Source organism: Mangrovibacter plantisponsor (assembly GCF_003182475.1).
In the GTDB taxonomy this organism is placed as follows: Bacteria; Pseudomonadota; Gammaproteobacteria; order Enterobacterales; family Enterobacteriaceae; genus Mangrovibacter; species Mangrovibacter plantisponsor.
In genome coordinates, this window is record NZ_QGTS01000008.1 from 216,312 (window position 1) to 237,883 (window position 21,572).

A 21,572-nucleotide genomic window follows, 5' to 3' on the forward strand; every position below is an offset into this window, starting at 1 on the left:
AAAATGAGTCAACACAGTGCGTTAGACACATTACACGACCTGGCTGCAAAAGAGGTTGACGACGCCGCCATCCGCCTTGGTGATATGCGCCGTGGCTGTCAACAGGCCAAAGAACAGCTAGAAATGCTGCTTAATTACCAGAATGAATATCGCAATAATCTGAATAATGATATGTGCCAGGGAATCGCAAGCGAGCGCTGGCGTAATTACCAGCAATTTATTGCCACACTGGAAATTGCCATAGAACAGCACCGCAAGCAGTTGGAGCAGTGGAACCACAAGGTGGATCAGGCTCTGAACTTCTGGAAAGAAAAGAAACAGCGGCTCCAGGCCTGGGAGACCCTGCAGGAACGTAAAGCGACTGCAGCCCTGCAAGCAGAAAACCGCCAGGATCAGAAAAAAATGGATGAGTTTGCCCAACGGGCCTCACTGAGGAAAAGCGAATGATGACGTTACCCAAAATTGCCGTTACAGCAACCACAGATTCCGGCCAGGCGACCTCGGCTTTCAGCAAGGGCAAAGGTCTCAGCACGGATTTTCTCGCCTTGCTGGGTGAAACTCTGGGCCAACAACTCACGCTTGCCAATGGCAAAACTGTCTCTCTGGCACAACTGACGCAAAATGCTGCGGGTAAAAATACCGGAACCAGTGATGCAGACACGCCGACTTCACTTGGCGCGTTGCTGGAACAGCTGGATAACGCAACAGACGGCGATGCACAGAGTTTGCTGGCATTATTGGGCGCGAAAACCGCGACATTAACCACTCGTGAAGGTGTAACAACTACTGATACCACGGCGACTACAGCCGAAGACGGCACTGCACTTTCTGACCAGCAGGTTTCTGCGCTGAGTGCATTGTTTGCAATGCTGCCCCAGCAAACGCCGGCAACAGCTCTGCAGGCAAAAACCACCGACGATGTGGCAACAGATAAAACCGCGGGTGAAGGAAAACTCTCCACATCTTTAGCCAGTATTCTGACCACAGGCCAGAACACGGCAACCAAAGCGCACACCACCGCTGGCAGCGCGGACAAGCACGTAACAGATACCACAGCTGCGGCCAGTGCTCAGCAAAACGCGTTTAACCCAATGGCTGCACAGACCGATGTAAACACATCCGCACAGGCCGCTCTGGATAACGCGGATAGTAAAACCGATAAACTGGCTTCTGCAATAAGCCAGGCCACCAGCCAGCATTCTGCCACCGCGTCTGTATTCAGCAGCACCAATGTCCTTCAGCCGCAATCTACCGCTCAGATAGTGGCTCCGGCGACAGCGCAAATCAATGCGCAGTTAGGCACGTCTGAATGGCAACAAAATATTGGTCAGCAAATAACGCTGTTCACCCGTAACGGCCAACAAAACGCAGAATTACGCCTGCACCCTGAAGAACTGGGTGCCGTACAAATCAGCCTGAAGCTGGAAGATAACCAGGCTCAGGTACACATGGTCGCAGCCCACAGCCATGTGCGTGCCGCACTGGAAGCCGCATTGCCAACCCTGCGTACACAACTGGCAGAAAGTGGCATCCAACTGGGCCAGAGCAGTATTAGCAGCGATAACTTTGCCGGGCAGCAACAGTTCAGTCAACAAAATAGCGGTGGCAACAGTAATCAAACTGGGTTTATGGCCGATAACAGTGACGACCAGGCAATTATCGCCCCGGCCACTCTCACGGCAACAGGCTCTGGCAACAATGCCATTGATATCTTTGCTTAAACGTTAAAGTAGCGCGAATAATCGCGTCTTTTCCCGCTATTGTTCCCCGGTGAAGACGCGATAATAAAATGACGCAGTACTGACACAGGAATAATTCGCCAAATGACTGATACAGTTACTAAAGGTAAAGGAAGCAAACGTAAAATCTGGATACCTTTACTGGTCCTGATTACTCTGGCTGCCTGCGCCGTAGCCGGTTACAGCTACTGGCGTATGCAACAGGCACCCGCGGCAGGTGAAACTGCTCATGCAGAACCACCACCACCGCCTCCTGCACCTGTTTTTTTTCCATTGGATACATTTACAGTTAATCTGGGTGATGCGGATCGTGTGCTGTATATCGGCATTACACTGCGCCTCAAAGATGAAGAAACGCGCCAGCGTATTAACGATTATCTGCCGGAAGTACGCAGCCGTTTGTTGCTGCTGCTTTCACGCCAGGATGCAACTGTGCTCGCAACCGATGAAGGCAAGCAAAAATTGATGGAAGCTATCAAACAAACGCTTGCTCCTCCTCTGGTGCCGGGGCAACCCCAACAGGTTGTCACTGACGTGTTGTACACTGCCTTTATTTTGCGGTGATGTGATGGGTGACAGTATTCTTTCTCAGGCGGAAATCGATGCATTGCTCAATGGTGGCAATGACAGTAGCGATGAGCCAAAAACATCCGGGGCAGAGGGCGATGTTCGCCCCTATGACCCCAATACACAGCGCAGAATGGTGCGTGAACGTCTCCAGGCACTGGAGATAATCAACGAACGTTTTGCGCGCCAGTTCCGTATGGGGTTATTTAACCTGCTGCGTCGCAGCCCGGACATTACGGTGGGTGGTATTCGCATCCAGCCATATCTGGAATTTGCACGTAACTTACCGGTTCCGACTAACCTCAACCTGATTCATTTAAAGCCGTTACGCGGCACCGGGTTGTTTGTGTTTTCACCAAGCCTGGTGTTTATTGCGGTGGACAACCTGTTTGGTGGCGATGGCCGTTTTCCTACTAAAGTAGAAGGCCGTGAGTTTACCCATACCGAGCAGCGCGTTATAAACCGTATGCTTAAACTGGCACTGGAAGCCTACAGTGACGCCTGGAAAGCGATTTATCCATTAGATATCGAATATGTTCGTTCGGAGATGCAGGTGAAATTCACCAACATCACCACTTCGCCGAACGATATCGTGGTTAACACGCCCTTCCATGTGGAAATTGGTACGCTGACCGGGGAGTTCAATATTTGCCTGCCCTTCAGCATGATTGAGCCGTTACGTGAAACACTGGTTAACCCGCCACTGGAAAACTCCCGTCAGGAAGACCAGTCGTGGCGCGAAACTCTGGTTCGCCAGGTTCAGCATTCAGAGCTGGAACTGACAGCCAACTTCGCCGATGTTTCGCTACGCTTATCAGAAGTACTGAAATTAAAGCCTGGCGATGTGCTGCCAATTGATAAACCGGATCGCATTATCGCTCATGTGGATGGTGTACCGGTACTGACCAGCCAGTACGGCACCCTCAATGGCCAGTACGCGCTGCGCGTTGAACATTTGATTAACCCGATTTTGAATTCGATGAATGAGGAACAGCCCAAATGAGTGATACCAACCAACCGTCCGATGGAAAAGAAGGCTCAGTGGACGATCTGTGGGCTGACGCGCTGAACGAACAAAAAAGTACAGAATCGGCCGATGATCCCTGGGCAGAAGCACTGAACGAACAAAAAGAAGCGGAAAGTAAGCCTGCTGCCAGTAGCGACGGTATTTTCCGTTCTCTTGAAGATAAAGACGTGACGGGTTCTTTACAGGATATCGATTTAATTATGGATATCCCGGTCAAGCTGACCGTTGAACTGGGCCGTACCCGCATGACAATCAAAGAGCTGTTAAAACTGACACAAGGCTCTATTGTGTCGCTGGAAGGTCTGGCCGGGGAACCGCTGGATATTCTGATAAACGGCTACCTGATTGCCCAGGGTGAAGTAGTGGTAGTGGCAGATAAATATGGGGTACGTATTACCGATATTATCACGCCTTCTGAACGTATGCGTCGCCTGAGCCGCTGATGGCAAACCAGACCAGCGCGGTAGTCGCGCAGGATGTCAGTTCACCGGCCACGTCTCTTATTCAGGTGAGCGCCGCGTTATGCGTCATCATTATTCTGATTCTGGGCATTGCCTGGTTTGCTAAACGCTTTGGTTTTACCCCCAGGCATGGTAGTGCCCGGGGGCTGAAAGTCACTGCCAGTGTTACTGTTGGGCAACGTGAAAAAGTGGTTATTGTTGATGTGGAAGATGCCCGGCTGGTTTTGGGCGTAACTGCCACACAAATAACCCATTTACACACCCTGCCCCCGGCAGTGCCAAATGAAGAAGAAACGCCTGCGGATGGTGCATCAGCACCACGCCAGCCGCCGAGTTTCCAGGATGCACTAAAAACAATTCTTAAACGTCAGGGGAAGCAGTGATGCGTCGTTTGCTGCCTTTCGCTTTAGCGGGTTTGTGGTTTGTCATGCCCGCCGCTTTTGCTCAGTTACCCGGTATTATCAGCCAGCCGCTGTCCGGCGGTGGGCAAAGCTGGTCACTACCCATTCAAACGCTGGTTTTCATCACCTCGCTGACCTTCCTGCCAGCTGTACTGCTGATGATGACCAGTTTTACCCGTATCATTATCGTGTTTGGCCTGTTGCGAAATGCTTTGGGTACCGCTTCATCACCACCAAACCAGGTGTTACTGGGTTTGGCGCTGTTTCTGACCTTTTTTATTATGGCTCCGGTGTTCGACAAAATTTATACCGATGCCTACCAGCCATTCAGCCAGAACCAGATCTCTATGGAGCAGGCAATTGAAAAAGGTGCGCAACCTTTGCGGCAGTTTATGTTGCGCCAGACTCGTGAAGCAGACCTGGCACTGTTTGCCCGCCTGTCCAAATCGCCACCGATTGAAGGCCCGGAAGCCGTTCCCATGCGCATTCTGTTGCCTGCTTATGTCACCAGCGAGTTAAAGACGGCGTTTCAAATCGGCTTCACCATTTTTATCCCGTTCCTGATTATTGACCTGGTGGTTGCCAGTGTCTTGATGGCGCTGGGTATGATGATGGTTCCACCGGCAACCATCTCACTGCCTTTTAAACTTATGCTGTTTGTTCTGGTGGATGGCTGGCAGTTGCTGGTCAGTTCGCTGGCGCAAAGTTTTTACAGTTAACCTGGAGACCCTGCGATGACACCAGAATCGGTCATGATGATGGGCACGGAAGCAATGCGTATCGCCATTATGCTGGCAGCCCCGCTGCTGTTAGTGGCACTGGTCAGTGGCTTATTGATCAGTATGCTCCAGGCAGCAACCCAGATAAACGAAATGACCCTGGCCTTTATACCCAAAATTCTGGCCGTATTCGTGACGATTATCCTCGCCGGGCCATGGATGCTGAACCTGCTGCTTGATTATATGCGCACACTGTTCACCAACTTACCTTATATTATTGGTTAAGAATTATTTATGGTTGAGGTTACCAGTTTACAGTGGGCCGAGTGGCTGAACCTCTATTTCTGGCCTTTGCTGCGCATCATGGCCCTGATTGCGACTGCTCCCATTTTGAGTGAACGGGCGATTCCCCGCCAGGTAAAACTGGGCCTGGGCCTGATTATTACTGCAGTAGTCGCCCCATTATTACCCCCTTTCCCGGTAATCCCCATTTTCTCGCCAGAAGGCATCTGGACTGCGCTTCAGCAAACCATGATTGGCATTGCCATGGGCTTTACCATGCAAATCGCGTTTGCTGCTATTCGTGCTGCCGGTGAAATTGTGGGCTTGCAGATGGGGTTGTCGTTCGCAACGTTTCTCGACCCGTCGAGCAACATGAGCATGCCGGTGCTGGCACGGTTTATGGAGATGCTGGCACTGTTACTGTTTCTGACATGGAACGGGCATTTATGGATGATTTCCCTGCTGGTGGATTCTTTCCACACACTGCCCATTGGCCCGTCACTGATTAACCCGGATGTCTTTATGTCACTTGCCCGTGCAGGTGGCCTTATCTTTATCAATGGTATCATGCTGGCCTTACCATTGATTACGCTGTTGCTCACCGTTAACCTGGCATTAGGCCTGCTAAACCGCATGACGCCGCAATTATCTGTTTTTGTGATCGGTTTCCCAATTACGCTGACTACAGGCATGATTATCATCGCGGTTCTGATGCCGCTTATCGCGCCCTTCGCTGAACGCCTGTTCGCGGATCTGTTTAATCTGCTTTCTGAAATCATTAGCAATATTGGAGTAACGACACCCTCCTGATACATTCACCACCTAAGGAAAATCTTAAAATCAAAACCACCAATCAGCCCTAAGCATAAAGCAGGCCTGCTTTAAAAGATTTCCCCCCTTTCCCATAACAAAACATTCTCTTTACTTTGAGAAGATTCCTGGCAAATTATACAGAACTTTACGGGATAGTGACTTTACCTGAAATACAGAGATACTTCTGGTGAATGGCTTGTCTGCTGAATGTTTATTTATGTTGCACTGCACGCCCGTCAGGAAACAGATTTGAATGCACTGTATCCGGCCAGCTATTCAGGCACCGGGTCAGTTCAGCAAAATAATGTATTGTGATGTGGCGAGGTTCCAGTATTTATGGGTGCGCGTGAGATAAGATAACCGGATTAACAGGAATTTATCTCAACCATAAATAGCACAAGCAAACAGCCGTGTTTGTCTTTCAGGCACGCTAATCCGGTATGGATTTTTGTTTAGCGTCACGACGCGAATGGTTAACATACGTTGTGCTTTTACGGATAACACGTTTAGTGAGGGTTTGCTATGTCGACGATTATCATGGACTTATGTAGCTATACCCGGCTAGGGCTCACCGGTTACCTGGCCAGTCGGGGGGTAAAGAAGCGACATATTTTGAATGTTGAAAATGTCGGTGAACTTGCCGTCTCTTGCCAGTCTGCCCAGCCTAATGTGGTATTTATAAACGAAGACTGTTTTATTCATGATGCAGAAAGTAGTCAGCGGATAAAGCAGATCATCAACCAATATCCATCCACACTATTTATTGTGTTTATGGCTATTGCGAATATTCATTTCGACGAATATTTGCGCGTTCGGAAAAATTTATTGATTAGTTCTAAATCAATTAAGCCTGAAGCACTTGACAGCATTGTTGGTGATTATTTAGCAACCGAAAATCAGTGTATTACACAGATATCCGTTCCTACTTTATCGTTAAGCCGTACTGAATCTCACATGTTAAAAATGTGGATGTCCGGGCAGGATACCATCCAGATTTCTGACCAGATGAATATCAAGGCTAAGACGGTTTCATCCCACAAAGGGAATATTAAGAAGAAGATTAAAACGCACAATAAGCAAGTGATTTATCATGTTGTCCGTCTGGCTGATAACGTCACAAATGGCATTTTTGTTAATATGCGGTCCTGACCATCACAACTCTTTACCCTACATGAAAATAATAATGTAATCTGCACAGCAACGGCATGTGTTTGACTTGTTAATCACATCGCCGTCAAGCCGTACACCAGCAGCCACTACAATGTACATAACAATTAAAAACAATAAGTTAAAACACCAGTCACATTCCCGGAATCTCCTCAAAAAGCCGTCAACTCATGCGTTAGAGGCAAAAAAAACCGGGCAGTGTAATACTCAGCCCGGTAGTCGTACCCTGCAGTGAATCAGGCGGTTTTTTCAACAAAAATACCATCCGGGTGGTCTTTCTCATTAAAGAACCAAATACCCAACGGGTAATCTTCCAGTGAAACCAAATACATGGTGCCTTCACTAAATTGCTCTACTGCCAGCACGACACCTGGGCGTCGCGGGCCACCATCAGTTTTCACTGTCACATGATCGTTAATATTCATACCACCCTCCGAATCATTGTTGGGTTTAGTTTAGATGAATTTGCCAGGCCAGGTAACCACAAAAAATACAGCTATACTTTAACTGGCTAATTGGCGTTCAGAGGGGTAACAGAAATGACTTCCCGTAATACTGGCAGTAACGCTGTCGATGTGGATGCTTTACTGGCAGCCATTAATGAAATTAGCGAAAGTGAAGTGCGTCGGGCTGACAACGCGGAACATCCGCAACGTGTGAGTGTTGACGGGCGCAACTTTCATACCTGGCCTGAGCTTGCTGATGCGTTCGAACTGGATATTCGCGATTTCAGCGTGGCCGAAATTAACCGCTAAGATAAAGCGCCCCGGCTACAGGTTTATCCCGTGGCCGGGGCGAACTCTTGCCTGCGCAAGTAGCATCAAAAATTCGTTACACCAGAAAAACCGGTGCCGATGGAAAACATAACTACAGATTCCTCTTAAAACAAGCATATATTCTATTATTCCAGGCTGGCAAAAGTGAAACACGCCACTGACTGTGTATTGCGGCTGTTTTATCCATAAGAAAAACGACTGCTTGAGCGGCCTGGAATCAGCGTATTCTTAGGAATAACCTGGCGACATACGCTGTCCCAATTCTGTAACCGTAATACAGCATGATTTCTGTGCTGTAGTGGGCGATAAGGAAAGGAGGACAACATGCCGCATCTTCGTCAGCCATTGCTGATTTTTAGTGACCTCGATGGCACTCTCCTCGACCACCATACTTATGACTGGCAACCTGCCGCCAGCTGGCTGGCGCGCCTTAAGCAACATGACGTGCCCGTGATTCTGTGCAGCAGCAAAACGCCTGTCGAAATCACCCGGTGGCAAAAAATACTGGGCTTAACCGGCCACCCTTTTATCGCAGAAAATGGCGCGGCTATTCAGTACCCCGGCCCGGACAGTAAACCAGAGCCACTGACCCACAATGGCATTACCCGGGCAAACATTGGTGAGTTGCTCCATTCACTGCGGCGAGATTTCCGGTTTACGGGTTTTCTCAATGTGGATGTCAGCCAGGTTTGCAACTGGACCGGGTTAAACCCTGAACAGGCCGCCCTTGCCATGCAACGCACGGCATCGGAACCCTTGATATGGGAGGACACACCTGAACGCCTCGGCGAGTTCCGTGCAGCGTTACGCCGTGCGGGTCTTGGCCTGACTCAGGGTGGGCGCTTTTGGCATGTTGCTGATATTGATGCAGGGAAAGGCCGGGGAGCGCAGGCCATCATTACTTTTTACCAGCAACATGATGGTATCCGCCGCCTGACGTTAGGGTTAGGTGACGCGCCTAATGACGCCAGCCTGCTGAATGAGATGGATTACGCCGTGGTCATTAACAGCCACGGCACGGGTAAACTCTGCCCGCAACAAGAACAACAACAACCTGACCGCATTTTGCGTACCACGCACTACGGCCCGGAGGGCTGGCGAGAAGGCCTGGATCACTTTATTTCAGTTTCCGATTGAGGAGGGAATAATGACCGACTTTCATCAAAATGGTGTCATCACAAACTTTCATAACCTGGTTAAGCGGCCAACAGAATCGCTGGAGACCGCTCTGCGCGGTTTCTCACGTAAACATAAAATGGGGCTGATACTCCCTTCCCTTTTTTCTGAGCTGGAAGGCCCGGCACTGCAGAATATTGTTACCCAACTGGCCACTGTCGACTGGCTGGAAGAGATTGTGATTGGCCTTGATAATGCCACTCGCGAACAATTCCTTTATGCACGCGAGTTTTTTGCTCAACTCCCCCAGCACCACCGGATTTTGTGGAACGACGGGCCACGCCTGAAGGCGCTGGATGCCGAACTGGAAAAAGAAGGTCTCGCACCCGGAGCTATGGGTAAAGGGCGCAATGTCTGGTTTTGCACCGGCTATACACTGGCCTCGGATAAAACCCAGTGTGTAGCCCTGCACGACTGTGACATTCTCACCTGGGATAAAGGCATGCTGGCACGGCTATTTTACCCGGTTGCCAACCCGTCGTTTGATTATGTCTTCAGTAAGGGGTTTTACGCCCGGGTTGCCAATAACAAACTGAATGGCCGCGTGGGTCGCTTGCTGGTCGGCCCGTTACTACGTTCGCTGCGAATGGTCTATGGCAACAGTGACTACCTGGAATACCTGAGCAGTTTCCGTTACCCGTTGTCTGGTGAGTTCGCCATGCGCACGCAAGTTTTAAAAGGCATTAAAATCCCGGGAGACTGGGGACTGGAAATTGGCGTGTTATCTGAAATCTACCGCAATTACGCAACCCGGCAGACTTGCCAGGTCGAAATTGCTGATAACTACGACCATAAGCACCAGAACCTGACTGGTGAAGACGGTAGTGGGGGTTTGCGGCGTATGTGTAATGACATTGTCCAGTCATTGCTGCGCAAACTGGCCACCCAGGGAGCACAGGTGACCGGGGATTCCTTCCGGGTGCTGAAAGCAACCTACTACCGTAATGCGCTGGATGTCATTGAAATGTACCGCCATGATGCAGTAATGAATGGCCTGTCGTTCGATTTGCACAGCGAAGAAGCCGCCGTTGAGATGTTTACTCAGGTAATTCTTGAGGCGGGACAGGCCTTTGTGGAACGCCCTAACGACAAACCTTTCATTCCCAGTTGGAGCCGGGTTCAGTCCGCCTTTCCTGACCTGCTGCCACGGCTGTATGACGCCGTAGAGCTGGACAACAAAGGCGAAGTGTAGACATTGATTAGTCTTCAGCACAAACCCGGTTTCGCCCGCCTTCTTTGGCGGCGTACAGCCGGTTGTCTGCAACGGATTGCAGATGCTCAAAATCATAATCGCCTTTCTCTGTTGAGCTGCTGACACCAAAAGACGCGCTGATAGCAATTACCACCTCTGCGCTGTACACCACAGGTTTGCTGGCAAGTTTCTCACGAATACGCTCAGCTACCTGAGCTGCATCGGTAATACTGGCCCCGGGCATCACAATACAAAACTCCTCGCCCCCTACCCGCCCGGCAATATCCTGGCCTCGCACCGTATTACTGATAACAGCAGCAGCATGTTTCAGCACTTTATCCCCGGCCTGATGCCCCCAGGTGTCATTGATGCTTTTGAAATGATCAAGATCTAACTGAATCACCGAAAAAGGCTGGCTATTTGGGCGACAACGGGCAGACAACTGTTGTGCCTGGTCTATAAACGCGCCACGGTTAAACAGGCGCGTCATCGTGTCATAATTGGCGCGCCACGACAGCGTGTTTTGCATCACGGACATGCTGGTCACCAGGCGGCGGATAAAATACCAGGTTCCAATCAGCAATACGGTGAACATTACCCAGACAAAAACCAGCAGCAGAATAATATGCCCAAATTCCCCGCCAAGCCCCTGATAGAGATTATGTTCCCGAATCAATACACCATCAAAACTGTCGAGCTTCGCCCAGGTAATGAAACGGTTTTGCATCCGCAGGGCGCCCACAGTATTGCTGCTCATGTCCTGCGCCAGGCGAGCCTGGTCAACAGGGCTCATCACCAAATGTTCACCATGGCGACCCTGGCTTGAAGTCAGTGCGGTGAGTTTGCTGTCCAGCAGGTACACTGAGCCATTATCCGTTGAGTGTTGCTCAGCAATCCCTTTAAGGTAGCCATGCAACACATCCAGCGTAAAATCCATCCCGATTACGCCATACCAGTAACCTTCGTAATCCAGCGGAACACTGGCGGTTACCACCTGATATTCCGGGTTGGTTTTATCCTGATAATAACTCCAGCACACTGTACGGTCCGGGTTATTGGCCGGGGATTGCTGGGCAAAAAATGGCCGGGACAACATGCGCCGGAAGGTGGTCTGAACTGACTTATCCAGCTTATGCCCATTACTGGTAACAAACATCCCGGCACGGGAAATATACCAGGTGCGGAACTGTAGCGTACTGGCATAGCGCGATAACGGCAGCAAGTAACTCAGTTCCAGTGCGGCACTCAATTCTCGGTCGAGTGCATGGTTGTTACGCATTAAATCGCTGTGCTGTTCGACAAACTCTTCAGATACCCCAAAAACAGGAATGGTACGCCGCTGGTCATAACTAATCGACCACCAGGGTTTATGGCGCTCGCGGTTAAATGCTTTCAGGCTTGGATGCGTGCTATTGGTAATAAAAGGCGTATCCAGCGAAAACTCCATTGCCTGCTGGTAAAAAAACAAAATATCAACACTGTGCTGCAGTTGTTTGTCCAGAGAAGAAGCTATGTTATCCAGCGTATTACGCTGGTCACTGATATAGGCCTGCTCCAGCATCACGCCTTCTCGCCACACCAGTAACGAAGCCCCAAAAAACACAAGGGTAAAACAGAGCGTAACAAGTTTTCGGGGGTTTTTGATATTAGTTAACTTAGCGAACATGCGGCCTCACTGGCTCCATCCGCTCTGCGTACGGGCAAAAATACGGTGCAACTGGCGTACTCAGATGCTGCGGAATTCCCTTCATGCATCAAATTGCGGCAATAACGGCAACTACTCCGATTTCCGGCAGTATCCATTTTCTGCAATATTTTCTGCAATATAGCAAAGCGGTTACTGCATAGCAGACTGACATGCATAACAATTGAAAATGTTGGGTATGGAAAGAATCACCGGTGTTAGCGCCCACAGAAATGAAAATGGCGTAAAACCGGAGAAGATTTGCGCGACATAATATAGCCCGCTCACTTATCGGTAAATACGCCATAGACTAATCCTGGGTAACCGGCAGCCCATACCGAACTGCCGGTTACCCTGTTTATTTCTTTGCACTGGATAACGCGGAATACTGCCGCTAATCCATTCCACCGGCAATTAATTCATCCTCATGGAAGGCTTCACGTTGTACGCAAAAACCATCGTACCAACGGCACTCCACCATGCCACTGGCATAACCCGTGACTATCATCCGGGGTCCGCCTGATTTACGCCGCACTTCATCACTGACGAAAAAGACCATCTTTGCCTCCATTATCAGGGTGAATACCAACAGATAATGTATAGCAAGAGTTTTTGCAGTTTGCGCACAAAAAATGCGCAATTATTTTTCGCTTATTTGCCTGCTCTAATACGGTTCACCAGAGCCACAGCGCAAACAACCACGGCACCGAGCAGCATTCCCACCACCAGCGTAGCTACCGGGGTTATCAACCAGCCCGGTAAATTTTCAGACAATGCTGAAAGCGCTTCAATGTGATGGTGCAGCCAGGGTATGCCATGAACCAGGATACCACCGCCTACTAAAAACATGGCAAGCGTACCCACCACTGACAATGTTTTCATCAGCCAGGGAGCAAGTATCAGCAACCCTTTACCCAGAGTTTGGGCCAACACTGAAGGGCGTTTTTCCAGCCACCAGCCCATATCGTCAAGCTTGACGATAACCCCGACAATACCGTACACCCCAACGGTGACCAGCAGCGCAATCCCTGCCAGTATCACTATCTGGTTGATTAACGGCGCACTGGAGACAATCCCCAACGTCAGCGCGACAATTTCTGCCGAGAGGATAAAATCGGTGCGGATGGCACCTTTCACTTTCGCACGTTCGTACTGCACAGGATCCTGGTTTGCCAGTTGGCTGAGCCGGGCTTCACGCTGTTCATCTGAATTTTCATGGCGTGATGCCAGGCTGTGCAGCACTTTCTCCATGCCTTCAAAACACAAAAACGCACCACCCAGCATTAATAGCGGTGTAATAGCCCAGGGAATAAAAGCACTGATAAGTAAGGCCATAGGTACCAAAATTACCTTGTTGACCAGAGACCCTTTTGCTACCTGCCACACCACGGGCAATTCCCGGTTGGCCCTGACACCAGTAACTTGTTGAGCATTGAGCGACAAGTCATCGCCCAGGACACCTGCCGTTTTCTTCGCGGCAAGTTTCCCCATAACAGAAATATCATCCAGTAATGTTGCAATATCATCCAGTAAGGTTAATAAACTACTTCCTGCCACAGGTATCAGTCCTCATCATTATTGTGTTTGCACCTCGTCTGGTAGCCAGATGACGGAATATGTCAGCCCCAAACGCAGGTCGCTTTATCTCACTCATTTTCAGCCGGTTTACCTTGCTGAAACTACGCATATGTCAACACAAAAATAACACCAATGACACAAGTAAATCACTCGCCAGCCTGATACTTTTCCGGTTAACTATCAGGGTACTTATTATTTGTCAGATTTTGCGAGGGATTATGCGTGTTGGCAATTTGTTGCCGTTAGTCGGTGCGCTGTTTGCGCTGTATATCATCTGGGGTTCAACCTATTTTGCTATTCGTATTGGCGTTGAAAGCTGGCCGCCGCTAATGATGGCAGGGACTCGTTTTCTCAGTGCGGGAGTGTTGTTATTACTGTTTTTACTAATACGCGGCCATCGCCTGCCGCCAGTGCGCCAAATTTTTAATGCGGTGCTGCTGGGCTTTCTGTTATTAGCGGTGGGTAATGGTTTGGTTACTGTTGCTGAACACCAAAATGTCCCGTCAGGTATTGCGGCGGTGATGGTGGCGACAGTTCCGCTGTTCACTCTGTGTTTTAGCCGGTTGTTCGGTATCAAAACACGCAAAATAGAATGGATGGGGATCGCGTTCGGCCTTGCGGGCATTGTGCTGCTGAACAGTGGCGGCAACCTGAGTGGTAACCCCTGGGGCGCGCTGATGATCCTGATTGGGTCATTAAGCTGGGCATTTGGTTCCGTGTATGGTTCACGTATTACCCTGCCGCAAGGGATGATGGCGGGCGCTATTGAAATGCTGGCCGCGGGGGTTATTTTACTGTTTGCCTCAGCACTCACTGGCGAACGCCTCACAGCCCTGCCCTCTGCGTCCGGCTTCTTTGCCGTGGCCTACCTGGCTTTATTTGGGTCAATTATCGCCATTAATGCTTATATGTTCCTGATACGTAATGTCTCCCCGGCCATTGCGACCAGTTATGCCTATGTTAACCCGGTGGTGGCTGTATTACTCGGAACTGGGTTTGCCGGTGAATCACTCTCAGGCAAAGAGTGGCTGGCACTGGGGATTATTATTTTCGCCGTAGTGCTGGTAACGCTTGGAAAGACACTGTTTCCGGTAAAAACCGCTGCTGAGCCTTGCCCGGCAGAAAAATAACGCCAGACGGTCAGGCAGGCCCCCTGTCTGACCGGTCATGAATACCCTGCGAGTCAATTTCCGCCAGTATTCCTCCACTGAAAAGCCACTCCTCCAGCCGGGTGGAGAGTTGTTCGTCAGTCAGTTTTTCTTTACCACGTAACGCACACTCCCACACCCACAATACCCGCCAGCCACTGGCAATTAGTTGCTGGGTGTCACGCACATCCCGCTGCGCATTGTTACCCAGCTTTTCGAGCCAGAATTCGGTACGCGTTGCCGGGACTTTAAACAAATGGCAATCATGGCGATGCCAGAAGCAACCATGGGTAAACACCACACTCTGTTGCGCATCAACAACAAAATCCGGGCAGCCAGGCAATGTTTTATCCTGCACTCGGTAGTCAAACCCCAGGCTGTCGAGCAGCCCGGCCAGGCGCTGTTCTATTGCTGTATCACGGGTGTGAATGGCCTGCATATTTTTGCGCCGTACCGCTTTACTGTGAACATCTGCCATCGTTTTTCCCTGCCCGTAAAAATATGTGCAACATGCTGCCAATAGGCGAAGCGTGCCATGTGTGGTAATCTGCGCGCACTTTCTGCGGATAAGATTGCACCATGGACGCGACTGAATCACTGATTACGCCAACAGCATTTACTGGCACAGATGCCGACTGCCTGCAGCATGTGCTGGCTGTTTATGATACCAAAACCATTCTTGCGGCGCTGAATGAAGTCAGCCCCGGCCGCTGGAACCGCCCCAAATTACAACAGGCCCGCCAGCACAACGGGCAGGCATTAACCGAGGCAGAAATAATCCGGTTAGCCGCCATGCTCCCTTCGCCCCCGGCAACACCAAAAAACCGTTTTCGCTTTATTGACCTGTTTGCCGGTATTGGCGGCATTCGCAGTGGGTTTGAAGCAATTGGTGGCGAGTGTGTTTTTACCAGTGAATGGAACAAACATGCGGTAAAAACCTACAAAGCGAACTGGTACTGCAGCCCTGCGCACAAATTTAACCATGACATTCGCGATATCACCCTGAGTAACCAGCCCGAAATCAGCCAGCAGGCTGCCTGGCAGAATATCGACAATAACATTCCCGACCACCATGTATTGCTGGCCGGTTTTCCCTGCCAGCCATTCAGTTTAGCGGGGGTCAGTAAGAAAAATGCACTCGGGCGCGCACACGGTTTTGAGTGTGAAACCCAGGGTACACTGTTTTTCGATGTTGCCCGCATTATTGCCGTTAAACGCCCGGCCATTTTTGTGCTGGAGAACGTTAAGAACCTGAAAAGCCATGATAAAGGCAACACATTTCGGGTTATCCAGAACACTCTGGATGAGCTGGGTTACGATGTAGCAGACAGCAGCGATAACAGTGCCTCAGACCCGAAAATTATCGACGGGAAACATTTTCTTCCTCAGCACCGCGAGCGGATTGTTCTGGTTGGTTTTCGCCGCGATTTAGCCCTGGCTGATAACTTCACCTTGCGTGATATTGCACAGTTTTACCCGGAACAACGGCCAACATTCAGCAACCTGCTGGATAACGAGGTCAACCCGAAATACATCCTCAGCGAAATTCTGTGGAAGTACCTGTATAACTATGCCCGTAAACACCGGGAAAAAGGGAATGGCTTTGGCTTCGGTCTGGTTGACCCGCACAACCCGCACGCGGTGGCACGCACGCTCTCGGCGCGTTATTACAAAGATGGCTCCGAGATTCTGGTAGACCGCGGCTGGAACAGCGCATTAGGCGAACAGGATTTTGGCGATAAAGGCAACCAGGCTAACCGCCCCCGTAAGCTGACACCCCGTGAATGCGCACGCCTGATGGGCTTTGAACAACCAGGTGAAGCCCGGTTCCGTATCCCGGTATCTGATACCCAGGCCTGGCGCCAGTTTGGTAATTCGGTGGTGGTTCCGGTATTTGCTGCGGTGGCCAAATTACTGGCATCACGTATTGATAAAGCCGTCGAACTGACACGCAAGCCATAAAAAAACCCGGGTTACCCGGGTTTTTCTTATCATGCACAAAATTATCTTCACAAAACAATCTTTGCAAAATAAACGCGTTATTCGTTCTGTGAACGTTTCTGCTGCAACTCACGGTACCAGCGCGGGTGGTGTTTTTTCGCCCAGGTACCGGTCACCCAGCCTTCTACCATCGCGGTAATTGTGCCCTTCACCCATAGTGCCGCGTAAATATGCACCATGATAACCACAATCAACGCCACCGCAGCGAAAGAGTGTACCAACAGCGCCAGGCGAATCACCGGGATGGGGAAATATGGCGCAAACCATGGGCGCCAGATAACCACACCACTGACCAGTAACAAAAGCAGCAGTAAGATTGCGCCCCAAAAGACGCATTTCTGCCCAAAGTTATACCGCCCGGTGTCGCCCACTTCCTGGTTTTGAGCAATTTTATGGATGTTTTTTGCCCATAAAATATCGTCGCGGGTGACCAGGTTATGGTGCCAGTAGCGGAAGAACATCAGGATAAACGAACAGAACATCAGCACCCCGGCAAAGGGGTGAAGAATGCGTGCCAGTTGCGGTGTACCAAAAATATTCATCAGCCAGTTAAACGACGGGAAAAAGAACCCCAGGCCACTAATGGCGACAAACAAAAAGCAGAACGCGGTTACCCAGTGGTTAATACGTTCCGGCGCAGTGTAGCGAATAATCTTCTCTTCTTTCTTCATTATTCAGCCCCTTCCTTCTCTTTTTGTCCTTTGTGCTCTTTCCCCTGGGTTTCACCTTCGCCTTCATCTTCCGGTTCAGCCCTGTTCGGCCCAACCCCCACATAATGGAATATGCTGGCGGCGAAAGTGGCGGCAAAGCCGATGGCTGCCAGTGGTTTCCAAATGCCTTTCCAGAATTTAACCGTCTCGCTGATAGCGGGGTTTTCTGGCAAACCATGGTAGAGCCCCGGGCGGTCGGCATGATGCAGCACGTACATAACATGCGTACCACCCACGCCCTGCGGGTCATACAGCCCGGCATTTTTGAAACCACGGGTATTCAGTTCTTCCACACGCTCTTGCGCCAGCACCTGCATCTCTTCTTTACTGCCAAAGTGAATAGCCCCGGTTGGGCAGGTTTTTACACATGCCGGCTCCTGGCCCACCGTGACGCGATCCACACAGAGTGTGCATTTATACGCGCGGTTATCTTCTTTGTTGATACGCGGCACATTGAACGGGCACCCGGCAATGCAGTAACCGCAGCCGATACAGTGCTCAGACTGAAAATCCACAATGCCGTTCACATACTGAATAATGGCCCCTTCTGACGGGCAGGCTTTCAGGCAGCCCGGGTCACTACAGTGCATGCAGCCATCTTTGCGAATCAGCCACTGCAGGCGGCCATCTTCCACCACTTCGGAAAAACGCATCACAGTCCATGATTTGGCACTGAGATCCATCGGGTTGTCGTACACCCCATGGTTGTGCCCCACTTCGTCGCGAATGTCGTTCCATTCCGAACACGCCACCTGGCAGGCCTTACAGCCAATGCAACTGGTGACATCAATTAGCTTCGCCACTTCCTGTTTGTGATCCCGGGCCTGTGGCGCGGGCGTCAAACCATTGGTTGCCGAGCGGCGTAAAATATCCTGAGATTGATATGACATCGTTTATTATCTCCCTTACACCTTTTCCACATTCACGAGAAACGCCTTATATTCCGGCGTTTGTGAATTGGCATCCCCAATGCTGGGTGTCAGGGTATTTGCCAGAAAACCTTTACGGGTAGTGCCTTCAAAGCCCCAGTGGCAAGGCACACCAATGGTATCAACTGTTTTGCCATCAATTTTCAGGCGCGGAATACGTTGAGTCACCACCGCTTTAGCTTTGATATAGCCGCGTTTCGAGCTCACTTTCACTTCATCGCCCGCAACAATGCCCTTCTCTTTTGCCAGTTCACTGCCTATTTCCACAAACTGCTCTGGCTGAACAATCGCATTGAGCAACGCATGCTTGGTCCAGTGGCGGAACAGCTCGGTAATGGAATAACTGGTGGCGACATACGGGAAATCGCTGGCCGTGCCCATCATGGCTTTATCGCTGGCGTAAAGGCGCGCTACCGGGTTCCAGGTTACTGCCGGATGAAGCGGGTTCGTGCCAATTGGCGATTCAGTTGGTTCATAATGTTCCGGGAATGGCCCGTCGGCGAGTTTATCCAGCCCGAATAAATGCCCCATGCCATCCTGCATCATGATAAATGGCCCGACATTTTTCTCCGGCGCAGCCGTCACCGGGTAATCCGGCACATCCAGCCCTGCCCACTTCGAGCCATTCCACTCAATCAGAGCGCGTTTCGGGTCCCATGCTTTACCCTGTGCATCTGCCGATGCACGGTTATACAGAATGCGCCGGTTGACCGGCCAGGCCCATGCCCACCCGGATATAGCGCCAAGGCCGCTTGGGTCGGCATTATCGCGCCGTGCCATCTGGTTACCTTCCTGAGTCCAGCTACCACAGTAGATCCAGCAGAAACTGGCTGTTGAGCCATCGTCTCGCAGTTGAGCAAAACTGGCTAACTGCTCGCCTTTTTTCAGGCTGGTTTGTGTAGCTGCATCCTGAACATCCTGCACTGCATAACCACTGGCTTCCTGCGCGACTTCCTCAGGCATTGGGTCATGCGGGTCGTTGTACTCCCAACGTGTGTTCAATACAGGTTCTGGCGCAACGCCGCCTTCCTGCCGGTACAACTCACGCAGGCGCATAAATAAATGGCCAAGAATTTTACCGTCGTTCCAGGCTTCACCTGGTGGTTGTGCTGCGGCCCAGTGCCACTGCAGCCAGCGAGATGAGTTAGCAACAGAGCCATTCTCTTCAGCAAAGCAGGAAGAAGGCAGGCGGAACACCTCTGTCTGAATAGCAGCAGAATCAACCGCATTCATTTCGCCCTGGTTTTGCCAGAAGCTGGCGGTTTCAGTGCTTAATGGGTCAATCACAACCATGTATTTCAGTTTTGAAAAGGCCCGCAGCGCTTTATTTTTATCCGGGAATGCCGCCAGTGGGTTAAAGCCCTGCACCAGGCAGCCAGTGAATTTCCCTTCCGCCATCATTTCGGCCTGGGTGAGGCAGTCGTAGCTTTTATCCCACTTCGGCAGCCAGTCGTATCCCCACTGGTTGCTGGCCTGTGCCGCGTCGCCAAACATGGCTTTCATAAAGCTGACGAAAAATTTCGGTGTATTGCCCCAATAATTGACCTGGCCTGGCAACAGCGCATGAGGTGTATTTTCCCCAAGGTACTGCTCCAGCGTGCTCTGTTTTTCTGATGGCAATTTCAGGTAACCCGGCAGGCTTTGTGAGAGCAAACCAAGATCAGTAAAACCCTGTACGTTGGAATGTCCTCGTAATGCGTTGATGCCGCCACCAGGCATACCGATATTCCCCAGCAATAACTGAATCATTGCCGAAGCACGGATGATCTGTGCGCCATTGGTGTGGTGAGTCCAGCCCAGGGCATAAAGAATAGTTGCGGTTCTGTTTGGTACAGCGGTGGTAGCCAGTTGTTCACAAACATGCAGGAAATCTGCTTGTGAGGTACCACACAGGTTTTCGACCATTTCTGGCGTATAACGCGCGACATGTTGTTTAAGCAGGTTAATCACACACCGCGGGTTTTGCAGCGAATCGTCACGTTGCGCCATCCCTTCATTATCCAGCGCGTAAGCCCAACTGGTTTTGTCGTATTTGTGGTGTTTTTCGTCGAAACCGCTGAACAGACCATCGTTGAAGGCGTAATCGTCGCGCACCAGCAATGCCGCATTGGTAAAGGCTTTCACATAGTCATGGTGAATTGCGTCATGGCCGAGCAGATAATTAATCACCCCGAGCAAGAACGCCGCATCCGAGCCTGCGCGTATGGGGGCGTAGCGGTCGGCAACCGACGCGGTACGGTTGAAGCGCGGGTCAACCACCAGCACCGTGGCCTTATTATGATTTTTGGCCTCCACAACCCATTTGAAACCGACCGGGTGCGCTTCTGCCGGGTTGCCGCCCATCACCAATACCACATTGGCGTTTTTGATATCGTTCCAGTTATTGGTCATAGCCCCACGACCAAAGCTGGGCGCCAATGCTGATACAGTAGGCCCGTGGCACAAACGCGCCTGGTTTTCCACAGCCAGCATTCCCAGTGCCCGTGAGAACTTCTGGTCCAGGACCCCGGTTTCATTGCTGGCAGCGGAAGAACAAAACATTGAGGTGGTCAGCCAGCGGTTGACTGTTACGCCTGAACTGTTCGTTACCTGGAAATTCGCATCGCGGTCTGCTTTCATCAGGCGTGCAATGCGATCGATTGCATCTTCCCAGCTAATACGTTGCCAGGTGTCACTACCTGGCGCGCGGTATTCTGGGTATTTGAGCCGTTGGTCGCTGTGAATATAATCCACCACCCCGGCACCTTTCGGGCACAAAGACCCGCGGCTGACCGGGTGGTCTGGATCACCCTCAACATGGAATATTGAAGAGGTGGCATTTTTTGCGCCATCACCCAGGCTGTAAATCAGCATGCCGCAACCTACTGAGCAGTAAGTGCAGTTGTTGCGGGTTTCTTTGGCCCGAATCAGTTTATATTCGCGAGTGCTGGCATGTGCAGTAACGGGTGTAAACCCCAGTGCGGCAAGGGTGGTGCCAGCCATTCCCCCTGCACAGACTTTAAAAAATCCTCTGCGATTGACTTGCATCCTTTTGCCCACATTATTTTTATTGATTAAAGTGGGTATACGGTATCAGGCAGCAGAAAATGTAAATTGATTGTAATCAATTTACGCAAAAAAAATTCCTGCTGTTACCAACATTGGTGGAAGATTAACCAATATTTTATGTCCGTAACAAAAATCACGCAAAAGGCGCAGCAAA

Annotated in this window: 23 protein-coding genes; 15 read left to right on the top strand and 8 right to left on the bottom strand. The window is 50.6% G+C overall.

The genetic code is table 11. The features are described from left to right. Positions 1-3: 3 nt before the first annotated feature. From fliJ to rcsA, 10 genes are all read left to right on the top strand, one after another. Positions 4-447, top strand: a complete 444-nt coding sequence (gene fliJ, locus DES37_RS14890) for a flagellar export protein FliJ (RefSeq protein WP_036102249.1) — start codon at positions 4-6, stop codon at positions 445-447. Beyond that, a complete protein-coding gene (locus DES37_RS14895; protein WP_110026457.1) occupies positions 444-1,721 on the top strand; it encodes a flagellar hook-length control protein FliK in 1,278 nt (425 codons plus the stop codon). Before fliJ ends, DES37_RS14895 begins: the two co-directional genes overlap by 4 nt. Before the next feature lie 102 nt (positions 1,722-1,823). Then, positions 1,824-2,303 carry a flagellar basal body-associated protein FliL gene (fliL, locus tag DES37_RS14900; protein WP_110026458.1) on the top strand — a complete coding sequence of 160 codons (480 nt, stop codon included), beginning with the start codon at positions 1,824-1,826 and terminating at the stop codon, positions 2,301-2,303. A gap of 4 nt (positions 2,304-2,307) precedes the next feature. Next, positions 2,308-3,309 (top strand): flagellar motor switch protein FliM, encoded by a 1,002-nt coding sequence (fliM, locus tag DES37_RS14905; RefSeq protein ID WP_110026460.1) that lies wholly within the window; start codon positions 2,308-2,310, stop codon positions 3,307-3,309. Beyond that, positions 3,306-3,776 (top strand): flagellar motor switch protein FliN, encoded by a 471-nt coding sequence (gene fliN, locus DES37_RS14910; protein ID WP_036102240.1) that lies wholly within the window; start codon positions 3,306-3,308, stop codon positions 3,774-3,776. Before fliM ends, fliN begins: the two co-directional genes overlap by 4 nt. Next, positions 3,776-4,177 (top strand): flagellar biosynthetic protein FliO, encoded by a 402-nt coding sequence (gene fliO, locus DES37_RS14915; protein WP_036102238.1) that lies wholly within the window; start codon positions 3,776-3,778, stop codon positions 4,175-4,177. The genes fliN and fliO overlap by 1 nt, the downstream gene beginning before the upstream one ends. Continuing rightward, positions 4,177-4,914, top strand: a complete 738-nt coding sequence (gene fliP / locus DES37_RS14920) for a flagellar type III secretion system pore protein FliP (RefSeq protein ID WP_036102236.1) — start codon at positions 4,177-4,179, stop codon at positions 4,912-4,914. Before fliO ends, fliP begins: the two co-directional genes overlap by 1 nt. 15 nt (positions 4,915-4,929) lie before the next feature. Next, entirely contained in the window at positions 4,930-5,199 is a 270-nt protein-coding gene (gene fliQ, locus DES37_RS14925) for a flagellar biosynthesis protein FliQ (RefSeq protein WP_036102234.1), read from the top strand. 9 nt (positions 5,200-5,208) lie between these two features. Beyond that, a complete protein-coding gene (fliR, locus tag DES37_RS14930; RefSeq protein ID WP_036102232.1) occupies positions 5,209-6,006 on the top strand; it encodes a flagellar biosynthetic protein FliR in 798 nt (265 codons plus the stop codon). 525 nt (positions 6,007-6,531) lie between these two features. Beyond that, a complete protein-coding gene (rcsA, locus tag DES37_RS14935) occupies positions 6,532-7,158 on the top strand; it encodes a transcriptional regulator RcsA (RefSeq protein ID WP_036102225.1) in 627 nt (208 codons plus the stop codon). 254 nt (positions 7,159-7,412) lie between these two features. Here rcsA and dsrB read toward each other — a convergent pair whose 3' ends face one another. Beyond that, the gene (gene dsrB / locus DES37_RS14940; RefSeq protein ID WP_036102221.1) at positions 7,413-7,601 is read right to left on the bottom strand and encodes a protein DsrB; all 189 of its coding nucleotides are present in this window, start codon (positions 7,599-7,601) and stop codon (positions 7,413-7,415) included. Between the two features lie 114 nt (positions 7,602-7,715). Here dsrB and DES37_RS14945 point away from each other — a divergent pair, with 114 nt between their 5' ends. From DES37_RS14945 to DES37_RS14955, 3 genes are all read left to right on the top strand, one after another. Then, a complete protein-coding gene (locus tag DES37_RS14945; protein ID WP_036102219.1) occupies positions 7,716-7,931 on the top strand; it encodes a YodD family protein in 216 nt (71 codons plus the stop codon). A gap of 345 nt (positions 7,932-8,276) precedes the next feature. After that, positions 8,277-9,089 carry a mannosyl-3-phosphoglycerate phosphatase-related protein gene (locus tag DES37_RS14950; RefSeq protein WP_110026462.1) on the top strand — a complete coding sequence of 271 codons (813 nt, stop codon included), beginning with the start codon at positions 8,277-8,279 and terminating at the stop codon, positions 9,087-9,089. Positions 9,090-9,099: 10 nt separating this feature from the next. Then, positions 9,100-10,320 carry a glycosyltransferase family protein gene (locus tag DES37_RS14955; protein ID WP_110026464.1) on the top strand — a complete coding sequence of 407 codons (1,221 nt, stop codon included), beginning with the start codon at positions 9,100-9,102 and terminating at the stop codon, positions 10,318-10,320. A 7-nt stretch (positions 10,321-10,327) separates the two neighbouring features. Here DES37_RS14955 and dgcQ read toward each other — a convergent pair whose 3' ends face one another. From dgcQ to DES37_RS14970, 3 genes are all read right to left on the bottom strand, one after another. Then, positions 10,328-11,986 (bottom strand): cellulose biosynthesis regulator diguanylate cyclase DgcQ, encoded by a 1,659-nt coding sequence (gene dgcQ, locus DES37_RS14960; RefSeq protein ID WP_110026466.1) that lies wholly within the window; start codon positions 11,984-11,986, stop codon positions 10,328-10,330. 412 nt (positions 11,987-12,398) lie between these two features. Continuing rightward, positions 12,399-12,563 carry a YodC family protein gene (locus tag DES37_RS14965; RefSeq protein ID WP_064594376.1) on the bottom strand — a complete coding sequence of 55 codons (165 nt, stop codon included), beginning with the start codon at positions 12,561-12,563 and terminating at the stop codon, positions 12,399-12,401. 92 nt (positions 12,564-12,655) lie between these two features. Continuing rightward, a complete protein-coding gene (locus DES37_RS14970; protein ID WP_110026468.1) occupies positions 12,656-13,561 on the bottom strand; it encodes a DUF808 family protein in 906 nt (301 codons plus the stop codon). A gap of 239 nt (positions 13,562-13,800) precedes the next feature. On the opposite strand from DES37_RS14970, the gene yedA reads away from it, so the two are divergent. Then, complete coding sequence (gene yedA, locus DES37_RS14975) at positions 13,801-14,712, top strand: drug/metabolite exporter YedA (protein WP_036102204.1); 912 nt, start codon at positions 13,801-13,803, stop codon at positions 14,710-14,712. Between the two features lie 10 nt (positions 14,713-14,722). On the opposite strand, the gene DES37_RS14980 is transcribed toward yedA, so the two are convergent. Beyond that, on the bottom strand, positions 14,723-15,208 hold the full coding sequence (locus DES37_RS14980; protein ID WP_110026469.1) for a very short patch repair endonuclease: 486 nt from the start codon (positions 15,206-15,208) through the stop codon (positions 14,723-14,725). A gap of 101 nt (positions 15,209-15,309) precedes the next feature. Here DES37_RS14980 and dcm point away from each other — a divergent pair, with 101 nt between their 5' ends. Continuing rightward, positions 15,310-16,692: a DNA (cytosine-5-)-methyltransferase gene (gene dcm, locus DES37_RS14985; RefSeq protein ID WP_051691227.1), complete on the top strand. Its 1,383-nt coding sequence runs from the start codon at positions 15,310-15,312 to the stop codon at positions 16,690-16,692. A 77-nt stretch (positions 16,693-16,769) separates the two neighbouring features. Here dcm and fdoI read toward each other — a convergent pair whose 3' ends face one another. From fdoI to fdnG, 3 genes are read right to left on the bottom strand one after another with little or no spacing between them, the layout of a single operon-like run. Next, entirely contained in the window at positions 16,770-17,402 is a 633-nt protein-coding gene (fdoI, locus tag DES37_RS14990; RefSeq protein ID WP_036102202.1) for a formate dehydrogenase cytochrome b556 subunit, read from the bottom strand. After that, positions 17,402-18,331 carry a formate dehydrogenase subunit beta gene (fdxH, locus tag DES37_RS14995; RefSeq protein ID WP_036102201.1) on the bottom strand — a complete coding sequence of 310 codons (930 nt, stop codon included), beginning with the start codon at positions 18,329-18,331 and terminating at the stop codon, positions 17,402-17,404. The genes fdoI and fdxH overlap by 1 nt, the downstream gene beginning before the upstream one ends. 15 nt (positions 18,332-18,346) lie before the next feature. Beyond that, the gene (gene fdnG, locus DES37_RS15000) at positions 18,347-21,397 is read right to left on the bottom strand and encodes a formate dehydrogenase-N subunit alpha (protein WP_110026471.1); all 3,051 of its coding nucleotides are present in this window, start codon (positions 21,395-21,397) and stop codon (positions 18,347-18,349) included. Between the last annotated feature and the right edge of the window lie 175 nt (positions 21,398-21,572).